This is a genomic window from Ralstonia sp. 22086, assembly GCF_052045975.1.
Taxonomy (GTDB): Bacteria; Pseudomonadota; Gammaproteobacteria; order Burkholderiales; family Burkholderiaceae; genus Ralstonia; species Ralstonia wenshanensis.
Map to the genome: position 1 here is coordinate 774,326 of NZ_JBQEPZ010000003.1, position 19,969 is coordinate 794,294.

14 protein-coding genes are annotated in these 19,969 nt (G+C 65.9%); 6 read left to right on the top strand and 8 right to left on the bottom strand.

Annotated features, from left to right (window positions below; genetic code table 11):
• Window positions 1–104 precede the first annotated feature (104 nt).
• Window positions 105–1,001, top strand: a complete 897-nt coding sequence (locus ACTJK6_RS16815; RefSeq protein WP_440839594.1) for an EamA family transporter — start codon at window positions 105–107, stop codon at window positions 999–1,001.
• On the opposite strand, the gene ACTJK6_RS16820 is transcribed toward ACTJK6_RS16815, so the two are convergent.
• The 3 genes from ACTJK6_RS16820 to ACTJK6_RS16830 all read right to left on the bottom strand — a co-directional run bounded on the left by ACTJK6_RS16820 (window position 998) and on the right by ACTJK6_RS16830 (window position 6,532).
• Window positions 998–2,080 (bottom strand): M14 family metallopeptidase, encoded by a 1,083-nt coding sequence (locus ACTJK6_RS16820; protein WP_440839595.1) that lies wholly within the window; start codon window positions 2,078–2,080, stop codon window positions 998–1,000. The two genes, ACTJK6_RS16815 and ACTJK6_RS16820, sit on opposite strands and share 4 nt — an antisense overlap.
• 154 nt (window positions 2,081–2,234) lie before the next feature.
• Window positions 2,235–3,443 carry a ribonucleotide-diphosphate reductase subunit beta gene (locus tag ACTJK6_RS16825; RefSeq protein ID WP_440839597.1) on the bottom strand — a complete coding sequence of 403 codons (1,209 nt, stop codon included), beginning with the start codon at window positions 3,441–3,443 and terminating at the stop codon, window positions 2,235–2,237.
• Between the two features lie 116 nt (window positions 3,444–3,559).
• On the bottom strand, window positions 3,560–6,532 hold the full coding sequence (locus tag ACTJK6_RS16830) for a ribonucleoside-diphosphate reductase subunit alpha (protein WP_260802212.1): 2,973 nt from the start codon (window positions 6,530–6,532) through the stop codon (window positions 3,560–3,562).
• Between the two features lie 650 nt (window positions 6,533–7,182).
• On the opposite strand from ACTJK6_RS16830, the gene ACTJK6_RS16835 reads away from it, so the two are divergent.
• From ACTJK6_RS16835 to ACTJK6_RS16845, 3 genes are read left to right on the top strand one after another with little or no spacing between them, the layout of a single operon-like run.
• A complete protein-coding gene (locus ACTJK6_RS16835; RefSeq protein WP_440839598.1) occupies window positions 7,183–9,213 on the top strand; it encodes an alkaline phosphatase family protein in 2,031 nt (676 codons plus the stop codon).
• Between the two features lie 30 nt (window positions 9,214–9,243).
• Window positions 9,244–9,438: a hypothetical protein gene (locus ACTJK6_RS16840; RefSeq protein WP_252690587.1), complete on the top strand. Its 195-nt coding sequence runs from the start codon at window positions 9,244–9,246 to the stop codon at window positions 9,436–9,438.
• Window positions 9,439–9,474: 36 nt separating this feature from the next.
• Window positions 9,475–11,634 (top strand): phosphocholine-specific phospholipase C, encoded by a 2,160-nt coding sequence (locus ACTJK6_RS16845; RefSeq protein ID WP_440839599.1) that lies wholly within the window; start codon window positions 9,475–9,477, stop codon window positions 11,632–11,634.
• 566 nt (window positions 11,635–12,200) lie between these two features.
• On the opposite strand, the gene ampD is transcribed toward ACTJK6_RS16845, so the two are convergent.
• The 5 genes from ampD to ACTJK6_RS16870 are packed head-to-tail and all read right to left on the bottom strand — an operon-like array spanning window position 12,201 to window position 17,717.
• Window positions 12,201–12,797, bottom strand: coding sequence for a 1,6-anhydro-N-acetylmuramyl-L-alanine amidase AmpD (ampD, locus tag ACTJK6_RS16850; RefSeq protein ID WP_440839600.1), 597 nt, complete (start codon window positions 12,795–12,797; stop codon window positions 12,201–12,203).
• A complete protein-coding gene (locus ACTJK6_RS16855; protein ID WP_232041055.1) occupies window positions 12,790–14,412 on the bottom strand; it encodes a sigma-54-dependent transcriptional regulator in 1,623 nt (540 codons plus the stop codon). Before ACTJK6_RS16855 ends, ampD begins: the two co-directional genes overlap by 8 nt.
• Before the next feature lie 39 nt (window positions 14,413–14,451).
• Window positions 14,452–16,500 carry an ATP-binding protein gene (locus tag ACTJK6_RS16860; protein WP_232041056.1) on the bottom strand — a complete coding sequence of 683 codons (2,049 nt, stop codon included), beginning with the start codon at window positions 16,498–16,500 and terminating at the stop codon, window positions 14,452–14,454.
• Window positions 16,497–16,763 (bottom strand): hypothetical protein, encoded by a 267-nt coding sequence (locus ACTJK6_RS16865; protein WP_316871830.1) that lies wholly within the window; start codon window positions 16,761–16,763, stop codon window positions 16,497–16,499. Before ACTJK6_RS16865 ends, ACTJK6_RS16860 begins: the two co-directional genes overlap by 4 nt.
• A gap of 45 nt (window positions 16,764–16,808) precedes the next feature.
• Complete coding sequence (locus ACTJK6_RS16870; RefSeq protein ID WP_232041058.1) at window positions 16,809–17,717, bottom strand: cytochrome C assembly family protein; 909 nt, start codon at window positions 17,715–17,717, stop codon at window positions 16,809–16,811.
• Window positions 17,718–17,890: 173 nt separating this feature from the next.
• On the opposite strand from ACTJK6_RS16870, the gene ffh reads away from it, so the two are divergent.
• Together ffh and ACTJK6_RS16880 are read left to right on the top strand one after the other, a co-directional pair.
• Window positions 17,891–19,306 carry a signal recognition particle protein gene (gene ffh, locus ACTJK6_RS16875; protein ID WP_260802218.1) on the top strand — a complete coding sequence of 472 codons (1,416 nt, stop codon included), beginning with the start codon at window positions 17,891–17,893 and terminating at the stop codon, window positions 19,304–19,306.
• Window positions 19,307–19,374: 68 nt separating this feature from the next.
• A complete protein-coding gene (locus ACTJK6_RS16880) occupies window positions 19,375–19,923 on the top strand; it encodes a hypoxanthine-guanine phosphoribosyltransferase (protein WP_232041060.1) in 549 nt (182 codons plus the stop codon).
• The last annotated feature ends 46 nt before the right edge of the window (window positions 19,924–19,969 follow it).

Genomic DNA, 19,969 nt, shown 5'->3' on the forward strand with positions numbered 1-19,969 from the left:
GCGACGCCCGCGCCGCCGAGAACGCAACGATTTCTCGGCGGCGCGCGGCTATGCTGTGGCGTTGCGCTGCCGCGCTTCCTGCCGCCCCCCCTCCGCTGTCGCTCATGTCTTCCGCTGCTTCCGCTTCCACTGCTTCGACGACGTCCACCTCCCCCTGGATGCCCATCCTTGCGCTGATGGGTTCGATGGCCTCCGTGTGCCTCGGTAACTCGTTTGCCAAGACGCTGTTTCCGGTGCTGGGCGCGGCGGGCACGGTCACGTATCGCGTGACGATTGGCGCGGTGATCCTGCTGGCGTTCTGGCGGCCGTGGCGCCTGCACCTGAGCCGCGCAGATGCCGGCCGCATCGCGCTGTATGGCGTCACGCTGGCGAGCATGAACCTGCTGTTTTACCTGTCGCTGCAGCGGTTGGCGATCGGCATTGCGATCGCCATCGAATTCACGGGGCCGCTGGTGCTGGCCGTGCTGCTGTCGCGCCGCGCGCTGGATTTCGTGTGGATCGGGCTGGCGGTGGTCGGCTTGCTCATGCTGACGGTGGCCGACAAGTCGGTCGGTCAGGTGGACCACCTGGGCGCGGTGTATGCGCTGGCCGCCGGCGTGTGCTGGGCGCTCTACATCCTGACGGGCAAGAACCTCGGCGGCCTGCATGCGGGCCAGGCGACGTCGATCGGCATGGTGGTCGGTGCGCTGTTTGCGATTCCGTTTGGGGTGGCGCAGGCCGGGTGGGCGCTGTTCTCGCCCTCGCTCATTCTGGCGGGACTCGGGATCGGGCTGCTGTCGAGCGCGATCCCGTATTCGCTCGAGATGGTGGCGCTCAAGCACCTGCCGGGCAAGACGTTTTCCGTGCTGCTGAGCCTGGAGCCGGCCATCGGCGCGCTGGCCGGAGCGATCGTGCTGCACGAGCAACTGACCGGGCGCCAGTGGGTGGCGATCCTCGCCATCATCGCTGCGTCGGCGGGGTGCGCGCTGACGGTGCGCGCCCCCAAGCCCGCCCAGAGCTAGCCGGAAACCCGCGCCACGGCTTGCAATACAGCCATGCGCGTCTGCGCGTAGACCATCCCCTTCCATTCCGGCACGTCGCAATAAAATGCATCGCGTAGCGCCCTGCGGATGCCAGCCTGCTGCGCGGCGCCCTGCTCCGGATGGCGATGCAGCCAGTGGTCGGCGCGCAGCGTCTGCAGCACCGCCAGCGGCGCGAGCGTGCCGAACTCCAGCGTGACGCAGGTCTTCTCGATGCCGGGCGGCAGTTCATACGCGATGCCCATCAGATCGCCCTTGACGACCGACGAGACCGAACCCGCTGCAGCAATCGGTCGAACATCGGCACCCCAGGTGCGCATGGCACGCTCCAGCTCGGCAGGATCGGGGCTGTTGAAGATCTTCTCGCCGTGGCCGTAGTGGCCGAGCCCGGTATGCAGGTCGATCCACACCAGGCGCGACATGCCGGCCGCGTGCCGCGACACGATCCCGCGCATCTGCAGCGTGCTCCAGCACGGCGCGCTGCCGCCGTAGAACATGCCGTCCGGCACGCGGTATTGGCCGCTCGTTGCGGCGTCTTGCAGAGCTTTTTCGCCGCGGGTGACCATGTAGTGCTGCAACGCTGCCTGATCCGCCTGGCTGGGCGGCCACGTGCGCGGCAGCAGCAGCGGATCGACTTCGAGATACGCCGGGTTGGCGGACGCGGCTTCGGCAAAGTCGACGCTGTTGCGGTTCAGGTCAACGTTGTCTTCATTCACGCGCCGCAAGTGTGCAAACCCGTACGGGTTGACCGCATGCACCAGCAGCAGCGCTACGTTGGCAGCCGCCAGCCGCGCGAACAGTTCGTCGTCTTGCAGCAGGCCGGTCTGGCAGCCGGAGCCGCAGAACCCCTCCACACCATGGACGCCGGAGGTGACGATCAGCAGAGCCTGAGCCTGCGCCGGCGCGAGCAGCGCGGTATCGATGGAAAGTTGCTCCCCAGACGGCCCCACCACATCGGGATGCAGATGACGCTCGATGCGAAGCCCCCGGCTCTGTGCGGCGGCGAGGAACTTGCTGCGCGCTTCATCGTAGGTCTGCGAGAAGAAGGCTTCGACCGTCATAGCGGGAATCCGGGGGCAGTGGTAGCCGCAGCGTGCCATGTCTGACAGGCGCGGCGCAATCGCACAAACGTGAATGGACGCCCCAAAACGCAAACAGGCGACGCATGGTGCGTCGCCTGTCTACGTTGATGCCGGGTCGAGCGCGTGGCTCAGATCACTCCCAGGACAGCGCACCGCCGGTCTGGTACTCGATCACGCGCGTCTCGAAGAAGTTGCGCTCCTTCTTCAGGTCGATCATCTCGCTCATCCACGGGAACGGGTTTTCTTCGTTCGGGAACAGCGCGTCGAGGCCGATCTGCTGGCAGCGACGGTTGCAGATGAAGCGCAGGTAACCCTTGAACATCGGTGCGTTCAGGCCCAGCACGCCGCGCGGCATGGTGTCTTCGGCGTAGCGGTATTCGAGGTCGACGGCCTTCTTGAACAGCTCCGTGATCTCGGCCTTGAACTCGGCCGTCCACAGGTGCGGGTTCTCCAGCTTGATCTGATTGATCAGGTCGATACCGAAATTGCAGTGCAGCGACTCGTCGCGCAGGATGTACTGGTACTGCTCGGCAGCGCCGGTCATCTTGTTCTGACGGCCCATCGCCAGGATCTGCGTGAAGCCAACGTAGAAGAACAGGCCTTCCATGATGCAGGCGAAGACGATGAGCGACTTCAGCAGCTTCTGGTCGTTCTCGGGCGTGCCGGTCTTGAACGACGGATCGGTCAACGTGTCGATGAACGGGATCAGGAACTCGTCCTTGTCGCGGATCGACTGCACTTCGTGGTACGCGTTGAAGATCTCGGCCTCGTTCAGGCCCAGCGACTCAACGATGTACTGATACGCGTGCGTGTGGATCGCCTCTTCAAACGCCTGGCGCAGCAGGTACTGGCGGCATTCCGGCGCGGTGATCTGGCGGTACGTGCCCAGCACGATGTTGTTGGCGGCCAGCGAATCGGCCGTCACGAAGAAGCCCAGGTTGCGCTTGATGATGCGGCGCTCGTCTTCGGTCAGACCGTTCGGGTCTTTCCACAGGGCGATGTCGCGCGACATGTTGATTTCCTGCGGCATCCAGTGGTTCGCGCAGCCGGCGAGGTACTTTTCCCAGGCCCACTTGTACTTGAACGGCACCAGCTGGTTGACATCGGTGGCGCCGTTGATGACGCGCTTGTCGGCGGCGTTCACCCGGCGGTTGCTCTGTGCGGCAGCAGCGTTCGGGTTGTTGCCGAGGATGCCCGTGCCGACGGCCTGCGTGGCCGACGGGGGCAGCACGCCGCCCTGATCAGCGGTGGCCGTTTGCAGTTGCGGCTGCGGTTGATACACCGGCTGCGGTGCAGCCGAAGGTTGTGCGGCAGGTTTGACGTCGTCGTCCCAGCTCAGCATATGTGTTTCTCCTAATTCTTTGCTCGTCGCTCCCGCTCTTTTGGAGCGCGAGTCCAGTGTCGTTCAGGTCACGGCGCCCCCGCTTGCGCGGGAGCAACCTCAGACACTGTTTTGACTTATTGGCAGGCTTCGCATTCCTCGAAACCGGGGTCGCCCGGGCGCATCGTGCACACGGCGCCTTCGGCTTCCGGCATCGCCTGGGCGGTGGCAGCAGCGGCATCCAGCGCGCTGGTCGGTGCGGCCGACGTCACGCCCGATGCACCTGCAGCCGACACACCACCTGTATCGCTACCCGAGGACACCGCATTCAGCGTGCCGCGCGACACGGTCGACTTCTCGACGTGCGTGGCGCCGATCGTGCGCAGGTAGTACGTGGTCTTCAGGCCACGCAGCCAGGCCAGCTTGTACGTGTCGTCCAGCTTCTTGCCCGACGCGCCGGCCATGTAGATGTTCAGCGACTGAGCCTGGTCGATCCACTTCTGGCGGCGCGATGCCGCTTCCACCAGCCACGTCGGCTCCACTTCGAAGGCCGTTGCGTACAGGTCGCGCAGGTCTTGCGGAATGCGGTCGATGCGGGCCAGCGAGCCGTCGAAGTACTTCAGGTCGGCGACCATCACTTCGTCCCACAGGCCGCGTGCCTTCAGGTCGCGCACCAGGTAGTCGTTGACCACCGTGAATTCGCCCGACAGGTTCGACTTGACGTACAGGTTCTGGTACGTCGGCTCGATACAGGCCGACACGCCGATGATGTTGGAGATCGTTGCCGTCGGGGCGATCGCCACGCAGTTCGAGTTGCGCATGCCGTACTGCTTGATGCGGCCGCGCAGGCTGTCCCAGTCCATGGTCGACGACATGTCGGTTTCCAGGTAGCCGCCACGCTCTTCGGCCAGCAGCTTGAGCGAGTCCTGCGGCAGGATGCCACGGTCCCACAGCGAGCCCTTGTAGCTGCTGTAGCGGCCACGCTCTTCAGCCAGCTCGGTCGACGCCCAGTAGGCGTAGTAGCACACGGCTTCCATCGAGGTATCGGCGAACTGCACCGCTGCGTCGCTGGCGTACGGCACGCGCAGCACGTGCAGCGCGTCCTGGAAGCCCATGATGCCCATGCCGACCGGACGGTGGCGCAGGTTCGAATCACGTGCCTTCTTGACCGCGTAGTAGTTGATGTCGATCACGTTGTCGAGCATGCGCATGGCCGTGCGCACGGTCTTCTTCAGCTTCTCGTGATCGAGCACCACGCTGCCATCCGCCTGCTTGACCAGGTGGGCGACCAGGTTGACCGAACCCAGGTTGCACACGGCGATTTCGCTGTCGTTGGTGTTCAGCGTGATTTCCGTGCACAGGTTGGAGCTGTGCACCACGCCCACGTGCTGCTGCGGGCTGCGGATGTTGCACGGATCCTTGAACGTGATCCACGGGTGGCCGGTTTCGAACAGCATGCCCAGCATCTTCCGCCACAGCTGCAGCGCCGGCATCTTCTTGAAGAGCTTGATCTCGCCGCGCGCGACCTTGTCTTCGTAGGCCAGGTAGGCCTGCTCGAATGCCTTGCCGACCTTGTCATGCAGGTCCGGGCAGGTGGACGGCGAGAACAGCGTCCACTCGCCGCCTTCCATCACGCGCTTCATGAACAGGTCCGGGATCCAGTTGGCCGTGTTCATGTCGTGCGTGCGGCGGCGATCGTCGCCGGTGTTCTTGCGCAGTTCCAGGAATTCTTCGATGTCCAGGTGCCACGTTTCCAGGTACGCACACACCGCGCCCTTGCGCTTGCCGCCCTGGTTCACGGCCACGGCCGTGTCGTTGACCACCTTCAGGAACGGCACCACGCCTTGCGACTTGCCGTTCGTGCCCTTGATGTGCGAGCCGAGTGCGCGCACGTTGGTCCAGTCGTTGCCCAGGCCGCCGGCAAACTTCGACAGCAGCGCGTTTTCCTTCAGCGCCTCGTAAATGCCGTCCAGGTCATCCGACACGGTGGTCAGGTAGCACGACGACAGCTGCGAGCGGCGCGTGCCCGAGTTGAACAGCGTCGGCGTGCTCGACATGAAGTCAAACGACGACAGCAGTTGGTAGAACTCGATGGCGCGGGCTTCGCGGTCGATTTCGTTCAGCGCCAGGCCCATCGCCACGCGCATGAAGAACGCCTGCGGCATCTCGATGCGGGTTTCATTGATGTGCAGGAAGTAGCGGTCGTACAGCGTCTGCAGGCCGAGGTAGTTGAACTGGAAGTCGCGCGAGGCGTCCAGGGCCGCACCCAGGCGGGCCAGGTCGAACTGCGCCAGCTTGTCGTCGAGCAGCTCGGCGTTGATGCCGCGCTTGATGAACTGCGGGAAGTAGTCGACGTAGCGCGTGCTCATTTCCGCTTGCGTGACTTCTTCGCCGAGGATTTCGCGGCGGATCGTGTGCATCAGGATGCGCGCCGTGACCTGGCTGTACGCCGGGTCCTTTTCGATCAGGGTACGCGAGGCCAGGATGGCCGAGTCGTACACCTGCGTCATCGGCACGCCTTCATACAGGTTCTTGACCGTTTCCTTGAGGATCGGCTCCGGGTCCACCGCTTCGCCCAGACCTTCGCAGGCCGAGACGATCACGTTGCGCAGCGCCGCCATGTCCAGCGGGCGGGTGATGCCGCCGTCGGTCACGTTCAGGCCGATGAAGGCCGGTTGCTGCTGGGTTTCACCGGCTTGGGCGCGCTCCTGGGCGCGGCGCTCGCGGTACAGCACGTAGGCGCGGGCCACGTCGTGCTCGCCCGAGCGCATCAGGGCCAGTTCCACCTGGTCCTGCACGTCTTCGATATGGAACGTGCCGCCGTTCGGGCGGCTGCGCAGCAGAGCGCGCACGACGTTCTGCGTTTGTTGCTCGACCAGCTCGCGCACACGCGCGGAAGCAGCGCCCTGCCCGCCATTCACGGCGAGGAAGGCCTTGGTCATGGCCACGGCGATCTTCGAAGGCTCGAAGCTCACCACGGCGCCATTGCGGCGGATGATCTTGTAGTCCGCGTAGCCAGTGCTGGGGGCAGCGGCCGTGCCGCCAGCGCTTTGCGCAAATTGGGAGGGGTTGGCGGTGCCGGAGTGGATTTCTGGTTGGGCCGTCTGCATGTGGACTCCTGTTGAACCGTTCGTTTTATTGGCGCGCCGGGGGTGAAGCACCCTGGGCGAATCCTTGCGCTACGCGGAGAAATGAGACGGAAAAGACCCCTGCCTTTCCTCAGCCCCCAAGCGCCGGCTTGACCTGCCGTATGCCCGCCCCCGCGTGGCGCTGAAATAAGAATCCCGGAAAGCGACCACTACATCTAGTGTCCAACTCCGGGATTGACGCTAAGTATAGTGGCCCAATCGAATTTGCCTAGACTTGACAGGTGGGGGCAGAGGGCTATTTTTCACCCGCCAATGCGGTGCCGCAAACCCGCTACGCCAGTCTGCACAAAGGGTCGGCGGGACTGGCGTGCGGCGTCGCAATGACCGACTCTTCAGAATAATTCTTTCTATCGACGTCGCAAGCTCAATAGACGTCACCTCATCTTCGGTAGGGGTATGTGTGCTGCGCACTGCACCGGTGCACGCGTGCCGCGCGCCGGGGCAATCCCCGGCATTCACCCGCTGAAGAAATCCGAATAGCCACATCAGCATTCTTGCCGAGGCTGTCACTTGAGCGACAGGCCCCCACCCTACGCTTCGGTCGCATTGCAGGGAGCGCAATCACAGCGGCGGGACACCGAGCGCCGCGCACAACGACCGAGGAAATCGACATGGCTTGGAATCACCCCGCGCGCCGGCTGCTGACGGCCGCGCTGAGCACGACCGTGGCCGCGACGCTGGCGACCACGTTGACCGCATGCGGCGGTAGCGACAGCAGCCCCATCGCCAACCAGGGCAACACAGACGCGCCCTCTACCAGCGCCAGCAAAAAGGTGCTGGTGGTCGGCGTGGACGGCGCCACTTATGCGCCGGTACAGAGTGCGCTCTTGCAGCACAGCCTGCCGAACCTGGGCGCGCTGGCGGTGATGCCGGCTTCGACCGGCGGCACGCTTGGCACCACCACCGCCCAGCCGCCGCTGGACACGCCAAGCTGGGCCACCGTGCTGACGGGCGCCTGGCAAAACCGCCATGGCGTGACCGACGACACCGTCACCACCCTGGCCGCCCCAAGCGTGTTCAGCTACGCGCGCAGCGCCGCCAAGGCAGCCGGCGCCACGCAACGGCTCGGCGCCGCAGTTAGTTCGGCAGCGCTGCCTGCGCTTCTCAAGGCGGATCAGCAAGCCGGCAACCTCGACACGCTCGTGGACTGCGCCCAGGTGGACACCTGCGTGACGCAGAACAGCGTGAAGCTCGTGCAGTCCGGCTACGACGTCGTCTTCGCGCAATACACCGCACCGGCCGCCGCCGCGCTGGCTTCCGGCCTGCAAAGCGACGCGTACACCGCTGCGCTGGCCAACGTCGACCAGGCGCTGGGCACGCTGCAAGCCGCCATCGCCCAGCGCCGCACCGCCAACCCGAACGAAGACTGGCTCGTCGTCGTCACCACCAGCCACGGGCTGGACGCCACGGGTGCCACCACGTCGGCGCCGACGCTTGAAAACCGCACCGCCTTCATCGCGCTGAACAAGAGCGTCAATCCGGTGCTCGGTAAGAACGGCATGGCCGCGCCCACGTCGGAAGCCGCGCTCGCTGCCCTGCCGAGCGAGGCCGACATCGTGCCGACCGTGCTGGCGCAATTGAACGCCGCCGTGCCGGCCACCGCTCACAAGTTGGACGGTGCAGCACTCACGGCCAGTGCCGTCGGCGTGCGCAACCTCCAGAGCACCGTGGGAGCGTACAGCGCCTCGCTGTTGCTGAACTGGCAGAACCCGACCGCTGCCAGCGGCCCCATCACCGTGCTGCGTGATGGCAAGCCGGTTGCCACACTGCCCGCCACGGCCACGCAGTACACCGACAGCAACATCGCTACCGCAAGCGGCATCTACCGCATCAACTACACGCTGGTGCGCAACAACGTGCCGGTCTCGATGCTCGCGCAGATCAGCTACGTGGCGCCAACGCCGCTGGCGACCTCGCTCACCAACGGCCTTGCTGCGTACTACAGCTTCGATCCGCTGCCGCCAACCGACCGTAAAGCCAGCTCGACGATCGGCCCCTGGGTGGCCGGCACCGACGGCGGCTCTGCTGCCGCCGACCCCTTTGGCGGCACGGCGCTCTCGGTCGATTCGCGCATCGACGCCTACAAGCTCACGCAGAACGGCGCTGACATCGCGCTAAGCCCGCAATTCACCATCGGCTTCTGGTTCAAGTCGGACTGCACGCAGGGCAACGGCACCGGCGAACCGATCCTCGCCAACAAGGACTACACCTCCGGCTCCAATGCCGGCATCGCCATCGGACTGTGGGGCGGCTGCGAAGTGCGCTTCAACCTGGGCAGCGGCGGCAAGCGCGATGACATCCAGGGCATGAAGTTCAGCGCCAACCAGTGGGCCTATCTCGCCCTGTCGGTGGACGCGCAGGCCAAGCGCTTCAGCGCTTACATCCTGGACCCGGTGCTCGGCGTGCAGAAGGTGGAAGACAAGGCCATCGCCAACACCGACGTCACGAAGCTGGGTGGCCTGGCCACCAAGGTCTGGGGCCTGAACGACGACGCCACGCACAACTACGTGCCCAACAACCCGGGCTCGCTCAAGGGCGTGATGGCCTACGACGACCTCGCCATGTGGATGCGCCGCCTGACGCTGGACGAACTCAAGACGATCAACGGCTCGCACCAGCCGCTGTCGTCGCTGAACCCCTGACCCCCTCCCCCAACCCGAACGAGACCGCTCATGAAGCCCTTCATCCACCCTCTCGCGCGGCCGCACCGGCTGGCCGCCGTGCTGCTGTGCGCCGCCACCTTGTCGCTGTCGGCCTGCGGCGGCGATTCGAACGACGGCACGCCGAGCACAGGCCCCGGCGCCGCTCAGCCCGATCAACCCGGCCAGCCGCCGGCCAACAAGCCGACCCTGCACTGCGCTCCGTAACGCGCGGCTTCCCATCGACTTGCGTTTGAGACCGACATGACTTCCGACACGAACCACGCCAACAACGGCAGCCGCCGCAACTTCCTCAAGATGGCCAGCACGGGGGCGATTTCCGCCGCCGCGCTCGCCGCCTTCCCGCCGTCGATCCGCCGTGCGCTGGCGATTCCCGCCAACAACGCCACCGGCACGATGCGCGACGTTGAACACGTGGTGATCCTGATGCAGGAGAACCGATCGTTCGACAACTACTTCGGCACGCTGCAAGGTGTACGCGGCTTCGGCGACCGCTTCCCCATTCCGCTGGCCGGCGGGCTGAACGTCTGGCAGCAGACCTACGTGCCAAGCAGCGGGCCGAGCCGCACGGTGCTGCCGTATTACCTCGACAGCAGCGCCGGCAACGCGCAGCGCGTCTCGGGCACGCCGCACAGCTACCCCGATGCCCAAAACGCATGGGACCTCGGCCGCATGAGCAAGTGGCCGACCTACAAGCAGACGCAGTCGATGGGCTATTACAAGCAGGCGGAACTGGACTTCCAGTTCGCGCTGGCCAACGCCTTCACCTTGTGCGATGCGTACCACTGCTCGTTCCACGGCGGCACCAACACCAACCGCCTGTTCCACTGGACGGGCACGAACGACCCGACGGGCGCGGCGGGCGGCCCGGTCATCGACAACAGCGGCGACCACCTCGACGCCGGCGTCACGTACAACTGGAAGACCTACCCGGAACGCCTGCAGGCTGCCGGCGTGTCGTGGAAGGTCTACCAGAACATGCCGGACAACTTCACCGACAACCCGCTCGCCGGTTTCAAGGCCTACCGCGATGCCAACGCCGCGCGCGGCAACCTGGCCGACGGCAGCCCGTTCCCGCCGTACACGCCGGCCGACGAAACCGTCAGCCCGCTGATCAAGGGCGTCGGCAACACCATGCCCGACGGCGGCTTCCTGCAGGCGCTGAAGGACGACATCGCCGCCGGGCAACTGCCGCAGGTGTCGTGGATCGTCGCGCCGGCCACGTATTCCGAGCACCCCGGCCCGTCGAGCCCCGTGCAGGGCGCGTGGTACACGCAGGAAGTACTCAACGCGCTCACCGCCAACCCGGCCGTGTGGAGCAAGACCGTGCTGTTCATCAACTTCGATGAGAACGACGGCTTCTTCGACCACGTGCCGCCGCCCGCAGCACCGGCCTATGACAACGGCGTGCTGGCCGGCAAGTCGACGGTGAGCACCGCTGGCGAGTACCACACCGACCAACACCCCTATGGCCCCGGCCCGCGCGTGCCGATGTACATCGTCTCGCCGTGGAGCCGCGGCGGCTGGGTCAACTCGCAGGCGTTCGATCACACATCGGTGCTGCGCTTCCTGGAACTGCGTTTCAACGTCCAGGAGACCAACATCAGCGCGTATCGCCGCGCGGTACTGGGCGACCTGACCAGCGCCTTCAACTTCGTCAACCCGAACAACGAGACGCTGCCCACGCTGCCCAGCCGCGACAAGACCACCGCCGACGCCATCCGCACCGCGCAAGGCTTGCAGCCGCAGGTGCCGCTGCCCTCCGTCACGGCGCAGCAGATGCCTGTGCAGGCCACCGGCACCCGCCCCTCGCGCGCCCTGCCGTACGAGCTGCATGTCAGCGCCCGCGAAGACGCCACCAACCGCGCGCTGCGCCTGATCTTCAGCAACACCGGCACGGCGGCTGCCGTCTTCCACGTGTACGACCGCCTGCATCTGGACCGCGTGCCGCGCCGCTATGCGGTCGAGCCCGGCAAGATGCTCGACGACACCTGGGACGTGTTCACCGCCGACAAGGGCAAGTACGACCTGTGGGTGCTGGGCCCCAACGGCTTCCACCGCGCGTTCTCGGGCGATGTGAGCGCCGTGTCGGCGGCGGGTGCAAGCGCGCCGGAAATCCGCGTGTGCTACGACCTGGCCAACGCCGAGGTCTACGTGACGATGATGAACACCGGCACCGCCGGCTGCACCTTCACCGTCAAGCCGAATGCCTACCGCAATGACGGCCCGTGGACGTTCGACATCCCGGCCGGCAAGCAGCTCGACCAGCATTGGCCGATCGCGCGCCAGGGCAACTGGTACGACTTCACGGTGACGGTGCCGCAAGGCGGCTTCACGCGGCGCTTTGCCGGTCGCATGGAAACCGGCAAGGACGGCGTGTCCGACCCGGCGATGGGCACCTGAGGCAGGCAGTGAAGTAGAAAGAGAAGCAGGGAAAGATGCGGGCGGCCTTCGAAAGCGGGCTGCCCGCTTCCGTTTCGGCGCTGCGTAGGGCGTGCGGCCTGCAACGTGTTGGCCTCGAAGGGCCGAATGCCACGGGTTCACCCCGACGCCTGGGCTTCACACCACGACGTTCGAGACGTTTATTCCCGCGTATGGTGCTCACACCTCCGTGTTCGCGGGTTCAAGTGTCGTGCGCGAGCTTCAGACCCTGGAATCGTTCCCGGATTGATCGACGAAATGGGCATCCGACGGTCGCGCTTCACGGTTTCACACTCGCACGCGAGCGTCGGACCGTGACGCTCCACGGTTTTACTGTCGTGCGTGAGCCTCAAACCGTGGAACGCCACAGTTTGACCCTCGCACGCGACCCTCCGACTGTGGCGTTCCACGGTTTCAGGCTCGCGTGCGACGCCTGGACACTGACGCTCCACCGTTTCACCCTCACGCCTGAGTCTTGGAGGGTGACACTCCACGGTTTTACCCTCGCACGTGAGCCGCAGACCGTGAGGCGTGGGAGGATTGTCGCGTCAGAGCGCGTACTGATACGGAAACAACGCCGCGTTGAACCCGCCGAGCGCACGCAGATGCGCCCAGTCGAAATGCGGTCCCGGATCGGTCTTGCGGCCCGGTGCAATGTCCGAATGGCCTGCAATCGCCGTAATGGGATACGCCGCGCAAATCGCCCGCACAAGCGACGCCGTGGTGGCGTACTGCTCGGGCGTGAAGGGCAGATCGTCGGTGCCCTCGATTTCAATGCCGACCGAAAAATCGTTGCAGCGCGTGCGGCCGAAAAAGTCCGACGCACCGGCATGCCAGGCACGCGCGTCGCACGGCGCGAACTGCACGCATTCGCCCGTGCGGCGGATGAAGAAATGCGCCGACACGCGCACGCCGCGCAACTGATCGAAGTACGGATGCGCGTCGCAGTCGAGCGTGTTGGTGAAGAAGTCGAGCACGTGGTCGGTGCCGAAGTCGGCCGCGGATTGCGCCGGCGGCAGGCTGATGTTGTGCAGCACGATAAGGTCGATCGGCATGCCGTCCGGCCGTGCGTCAATATTCGGCGACGGATGGCGGCGTGCGCCGTCCACCCATCCATCAGCACCGATGTGCAACCGTTCAGGCATCGCCGTTCAGTCCATTTCCGGCCGCCTCGCCCACGCTGCCCGGCGACGCTTCCACGTCACGCGGGTCACGAATACCAAGCTGCTGCATGCGATAGCGCAACTGGCGGAAAGACAATCCGAGCAGCTTGGCGGCCGCCGTGCGGTTGAAGCCCGTCTGGTCCAGGGCGGCCAGGATGACATTGCGCTCGACCGACTCCAGATAGGCCGGCAGATCGATCGGCAATGCAACGCTCGGCAGCGACGGCTCCGCCGGCTGCGCTACAGGGGCCGGCTCAGGCTGCGCCACTGGTTGCGGCATCCCCATGGGACTTGGCACGGCCGCCGGCATGTAGACGGCATCAGGCCAGCTTGTCATCGGCGGCGACATCGGGTGATGGGCCGCTGCGGCGGCCTGCGCCTCGCGCGTGCGGTGGAACAGCGGCGAGCGCTCGATCTCGGCGCCGAGTGCGCCAAGGTCATCCACGTCGATCGACTCGCCTTCCGCAAAGGCGTAGGCGCGCTCCAGCAGGTTCTCCAGCTCGCGCACGTTGCCCGGAAACGGATACGCGCACAGTTGCTGCAGCGCCGGACGCGTCAGGCGCTTGGGGCGCGGATCGCCGTAGCGGCTGGCAAGCTGCTCGAGCAGCACGCCGGCCAGCACGGGCACGTCTTCGGCCCGCTCGCGCAGCGTGGGCATGCGCAGTTCCAGCACGTTCAGGCGGTAGAACAAATCTTCGCGGAAGCGGCCGGCAGCCACCAGACGCGCAAGGTTCTGGTGGCTGGCGCACACGACACGCACGTCGACGGGGTCTTCGCGGCTTTCGCCGATCTTGCGCACGCGGCGCTCCTGCAACGCACGCAGCAATTTCACCTGCATCGTGAGCGGCAGGTCGGCCACCTCATCGAGCATGAGCGTGCCGCCATTGGCCGCCTGGAAGAAACCCTGCCGGTCGGTGTCGGCGCCGGTAAAAGCGCCTTTCACGTAGCCGAAAAACTCGGCTTCCATCAGGTTCTCGGGAATCGCGCCGCAGTTGACCGCCACGAACGGCCGCGATGCACGCGCAGACAGCGCATGCACCGCGCGCGCCGCACGCTCCTTGCCGCTGCCGGATTCGCCGCTGATCACCACCGGCGCCATGCTGCGCGCCAGGCGCATCAGCGAGCGGCGCACTTCCTGCATCGCGGCGGAATGGCCCGGCAGCAGGTCGTTGGTGCGCTCCACCAAGTCGGCATTACCGGGATCGGGATCGCGTTGCTGGCGGCCCAGCGCGTTGAGCACGAGGCTGCGCAACTGGTCCAGCGAGAGCGGTTTGGCGATGTAATCGAACGCACCGGCCTTGAGCGCTTCCACCGCATTCTCGGCGCTGCCATAAGCAGTGATGACGGCCACCGGCGTGCGGTCGGCCGTGGCAGAAAGCTGGCGCACGAGTTCAATGCCCAGGCCATCACCCAGGCGCATGTCTGTCAGCACAAGCGCAAAGCGCTGGCGGGAGAGCGCCTCGCGCGCCTCGGCCAGTCCGCTGGCGAGCACGACGTCGTGCCCCATGCGGCGCAGGGAAATTTCCAGCAGCTCGCGCAGGTCGGCTTCGTCATCGACGACGAGGATGGGTTCGCGAACGATGGCGGCTTTGGACATGGATCAGCAGATGGTCGGCAGAAATTCGCGGCCAGCAGATCATTCCGCTACGGCCAAGGCAGGTTGGTCAAACATCAGGGTGATGACGAAGGCGCGGCGCGGCAACGTGTCGCGCGCCTCCATGGTCAACGCTCCGGTGCGATCGAGCAAGGATTCCAGTGCAATGGCGCCGTAACGGATCTGCGCATCGTTGGCGCTACACAACTCGCGCGCCATGTAGAGGCCCAGGCCAGTGCCTTGGGCGTCATTCGTGAAGAACGGCTCGAACAGGCTGCGCTGCTGCTCAGTCGGCACTTCCGGGCCGTCGTTCCAGATCACGAGTTCGGCGTGGGTGTCGTCCAGCGCGTAGGCCGCCAGTTGGATCGAACCCGGCACGCGGCGGCAATAACGCAACGCGTTGTCGAGCATGTTGCCCACTACCTGCTGCAACTGCGCCGGGTCGAACAGCACGGGCTTGCCGAGGTCGACGGCCACGCGCACGAGGTTCGGGTTGATCTCGGTGGCTTCGCCTGCGCGGCGCAGGGCTTCGGCACGCCAGCGCTCGACGACCTCCGGCAGCACCTGCGCCAGTTGCACGCGCACGCGTTCGCCACGCGGGCGACGCGAGAGCATCAGCACGTCGGCAACCACCTGGTCGAGCCGGCGCACGTTATCCCGGATGATGCGCAGCAGGCGCGTCTCCACCCCGGAGTTTTCCGGTCGCACGTGTGCGCCGCCATCCTGGCCCTCGCCCCCCTCGCCCGGATCGTCGAGCAGTTCGGCGGCCTGACTGATCGCGGCCAGCGGGTTGCGGATCTGGTGCGCGACGCTTGCCACCAGCCGCCCCATCGAGGCCAGCTTCTCCTGCTGCGCCTGCTCCGCCACACGCTCCCAGCTTTCCACGTGAACCAGCACGGTGTCGTGCAACTCGTGGCGCAGAAACGCTTCGTCGTCCGCCGACCAGCCCTGCGCGGTGGCTTCGGCCGACGGAATGCGCGGACGCATCTCGCCGCCCTCGCCCGGCAGGCCCAGGCCGATCGAGCTGACAAGGCTATCCATATAGACGCTGCGCAGGTTGGCCAGGCTCGGCAGGATGAAACGCAGGCGCAGCCGGGCGCTCAACATCGCGCGGCCGCCCCGGCCGCCCGTAGCCATGGGCAGTAGATCGAGGATGCGCGGTGCATCGTCGTCGCCAGTGCCATCGGCCGGACGGCTCTTGCGGCGCAGCCACTGGCGCAGCGTTTCGAGCAGCGGGCGCAGGTGCGGCACGTCCTTCAGGTCGAACAACATTGCACCGCTGCCGACAAACGCGCTCTGCGGCACGCCCAGCAGCATGGCTGCGGCCGGGTTGGCGGCAACGACGCGGCCATCGGCACGCACGAGCATCACGCCGTCCTGCATGTCGTAGACCATCAGGCGGTTGACGAGCTGTTGCAGGCGCAGCTCGCGCTCGCGGGCCATCGTCAAACGTTCCTGCGCGATCTGGCGGTGCGACAGGCCGTACATCATCGACGCGGCCATCATGTAGACCATGCCGTACAGCCCGGCAGATGCCAGGCCCGGCGCAATCACGCCGTCGCTCATCATCTGCAGGAACGGATCGGCCAGCACCACGATCGACGCCACCGCCGCCGTGAACAGCGCAAAGAGCAGGCTGGTGAGTGCTCCCGCGGCCAGCACCGGCACCAGCAGCACCATCGCCACGCTGGCCGACAGACGCGAGAGCGTGGCGTACGCCAGCCCCAGGAACAGCAGATCGAGCACCACATCCAGCCGCACACGGAATTGGAATCGCGTGCGCCACCAGCCGGCCGCCGCCAGGATCAGCAGGGCCATCGCCAGATACGGCAGCGTCAGGCTGAGCAAAGCGTCGCTATTGGGCAGGCCGACGGCATCGTTGTGCTCGCGCGGCACCATCACGAACAGCAACAGCACCAGCGCCACGGCCGCGCGGCTGAAGGCGAAATAGCGCAGCAAGCGCCACTGGAACTCAGGCGGATCGGGCTCCAGCCAGACCGCCCGGATTGCGCGCCAGGCATTCAGGCGCGAGAGCAGGCTGCGCGCGGCGGACGGTGTTGCCCGCGCGGCACCTGACGCTTCGGGCGTCATGTGTTGCCCCGGTCAGCATGTTCCGGGCAGCGATAGCGGCCGCCCGGTAGCGCGATCATGCCGGTGCGCGGCGCGTGCACGCCGCACACCGCACATTGCTCGATGGGTTGCGACGCCTGGGGGGGAGGAGTGCGCTGGGCCGTGCCCTGCCCGCGCGGGGCCGTCTGGCCCTGCCCCGAAGCGCGGGAGGAGCGCGTCCCAAGGCGGCTCAACCACCACCAGCCGGCGAGCAGCATCAGGATCAGCAGGACAGGACGGGACATGGGGAACAGACAAGGACAGGTAACGGCGCTGGCGCCAGGAACGCGCTAGGCGCGATGCAGAATGACTTCGAGCACGAAGCGGCTGCCCACGTATGCCAGCAGCAGGATCGCAAAGGCCGCCATCACCCAACGCAGCGCCACACGCCCGCGCCAGCCGCGAAAACGCCGACCGATCAGGATGCCGCCGAACATCGCCCACGACAGCACGGCAAAGATGTTCTTGTGGTCGAAATGGAAGGCGCTGTGGAACAGCTGTTCGGAGAACAGCACGCCCGAGGCGATCGTCAGCGTCAGCAGAATGAAGCCCGCCCCGATCAGCCGGAACAGCAGTTTCTCAAGCGTGAGCAGCGGCGGCAGCAAATCCAGCCAGCGACTGAACCAGCTTGCCTCCGGGCGGTTGATCGTGTGCAGTCGGCGCTCCGCAGCCAGCATGAGGATCGCGTGGAATGCCGCCAGCGTGAACAGCCCGTAGGCCACGTTGGCAATAGCGAAGTGCAGCTTGAACAGCGGGCTGGCCGCATAGCCGAGAATTTGCGTGCCAGGGAAGGCCACCGGCAGCAGGCTTCCGACCAGCGCCACTGGCATCACGAGCAGGCCGAGGCCGGCCAGCGAGAAGAAGAGGCTTTCGATCCAGAAAATGCCCACGCCCAGCCACAGCATGGCCGACAACGCATAGGCAAAGCCAAATACCATGGCACTGGCCGGGAAGATCGTCTCGTGCAGCAGGAACCCGTGCGCGATCAAGGCGGCCAGCAAACCCCAGCGCCACCAGGCCGGGACAGTGTCGGCGGCCCCCGGAGGCGGCGGAACGAGCACCGTGGCGCCCGGCGATTGACCGCCTGCCGCCATGGCTCCGGCCGGGGCCTGGGCGCCCAGTCCACCGCGTCGCGCCCACGCTACCGAAGCGAGGGTGCCGTAGAGAAGCGCCGTCAGCGCATACAGTACAATTGCCATTTGCACAGTTTACCGCAGCGCACCCCGGTTTTGGCTGGGGCCCGCCCCCGCCGAAAGCCTCGTTGGGCGGGAACGCAACATGCGCGCAATAAGCACATTCCTAGCCGGTGCAAGCGAAACGCGCGCCGGCCTCCTCTTCATCCCGTCCCCAATTCCGGATCCCTGTCACTGTCATGCTGGATAACCTGACCCAACGGCTCGCGCGCGTGGTCAAGACCATGCGCGGCGAAGCGCGCCTGACCGAAGCCAATACCGCCGAGATGCTGCGCGAAGTCCGCCTGGCACTGCTTGAAGCCGACGTGGCGCTGCCGGTCGTGCGCGAGTTCATTGCCCGCGTCAAGGAAAAAGCGCTCGGCGAAGACGTCATCACAAGCCTTTCGCCTGGCCAGGCGCTGGTCGGCATCGTCCAACGCGAACTGACGGCCATCATCGGCGGCCAGGAAGCGCTGGAAGGCGTCGGCAGCAACATCATGGGCGGCCGCGCGGCAGAGCTGAACCTCAACGTCACGCCGCCCGCGATCATCCTCATGGCCGGTCTGCAGGGCGCGGGTAAGACCACCACGGTCGGCAAGCTCGCCAAGTGGCTCAAAGAGAACAAGAAGAAGAAAGTGCTGACGGTGTCGTGCGACGTGTATCGCCCCGCCGCCATCGCGCAGCTGAAGACCGTTTCCGAGCAGGTGGGCGCAGAGTTCTTCCCCTCGCAGCCGGACCAGAAGCCGGTGGACATTGCCGCCGCAGCACTGGATTGGGCCAAGAAGCACTACCACGACGTGCTGATCGTGGATACGGCCGGCCGCCTTGGTATCGACGAGGCGATGATGCAGGAGATCGCCGCGCTGCACGCCACGCTCAAGCCGGCCGAAACGCTGTTCGTGGTCGACGCGATGCTCGGCCAGGACGCCGTCAACACCGCCAAGGCCTTCAACGACACCCTGCCGCTGACCGGCGTGGTGCTGACCAAGCTCGACGGCGATGCGCGTGGCGGCGCGGCGCTGTCGGTGCGTCACATCACGGGCAAGCCGATCAAGTTCGTCGGTGTGGCCGAAAAGCTCGACGGGCTGGAGCCGTTCTACCCCGACCGCATGGCCCAGCGGATTCTGGGCATGGGCGACATCCTTGCGCTGGTGGAAGAAGCCCAGCGCGGTGTCGACATGGAAGAGGCGCAGAAGCTTGCGGCCAAGATCAAGAAGACCGGCGGCTTCGACCTCGAAGATTTCAAGGCCCAGATCGGCCAGATGAAGAAGATGGGCGGCCTGGGCAGCCTGATGGACAAGCTGCCGGCGCAGTTCGCGCAACAGGCGCAGGGTGCCAACATGGACCAGGCTGAAAAGCAGGTCCGCCGCATGGAAGGCATCATCAACAGCATGACGGCTGCCGAGCGCGCCAAGCCCGAACTCATCAAGGCGAGCCGCAAGCGCCGCATCGCCGCCGGTGCGGGCGTGCAGGTGCAGGAAGTCAACCGTCTGCTCAATCAATTCGAGCAGATGCAAGGCATGATGAAAAAGCTCAAAGGCGGCGGCATGATGAAGATGATGCGCGCCATGGGCGGCATGAAAGGCGGCATGAAGGGGCTGTTCGGCGGCCGCTGAGCGGGCTACCCTCCTTACTGAATCGCACCCTTGATCGACACACCGAACCGTTTCACCGAACCGACACGATGCTGAGCGCAGAACAGGCCCGCGAACTCTGGGCCAACTCCGAAGAAATCGTCAGCGAAGACGCCGTGCGCGGCTCGCTGGACCGCATGGCCGAAGAGATCACCGAGAAGATCGGCGACACCTTCCCGATGGTGCTGTCCGTGATGGGCGGCGCGGCCGTCTTTACCGGCATGCTGCTGCCCAAGCTGGCCTTCCCGCTGGAGTTCGACTACATCCACCTCTCGCGCTACAACAACAAGACGGTGGGCGGCGAGATGCAGTGGCGCGTGGCGCCGCGCGAGTCGGTCAAGGGCCGCACGGTGCTGGTGCTGGACGACATTCTCGACGAAGGCGAAACGATGGCCGCCATCCGCTCGCGCATCATCGACATGGGCGCAGCCGAGTTCTACTCCGCCGTGCTGTGCGAGAAGACGCTCAGCAAGTCCAAACCGCTGTACCCGGACTTCTGCGGCTTCAACGTGCCAGACCGCTACGTGTTCGGCTGCGGCATGGACGCCAAGGGCTACTGGCGCAACCTTCCGACCATCCGCGCGCTAAAGAACACCTGAGGCGGCACCGCGGCAAACAAAAAAGGGCGACATCTCAGTCGCCCTT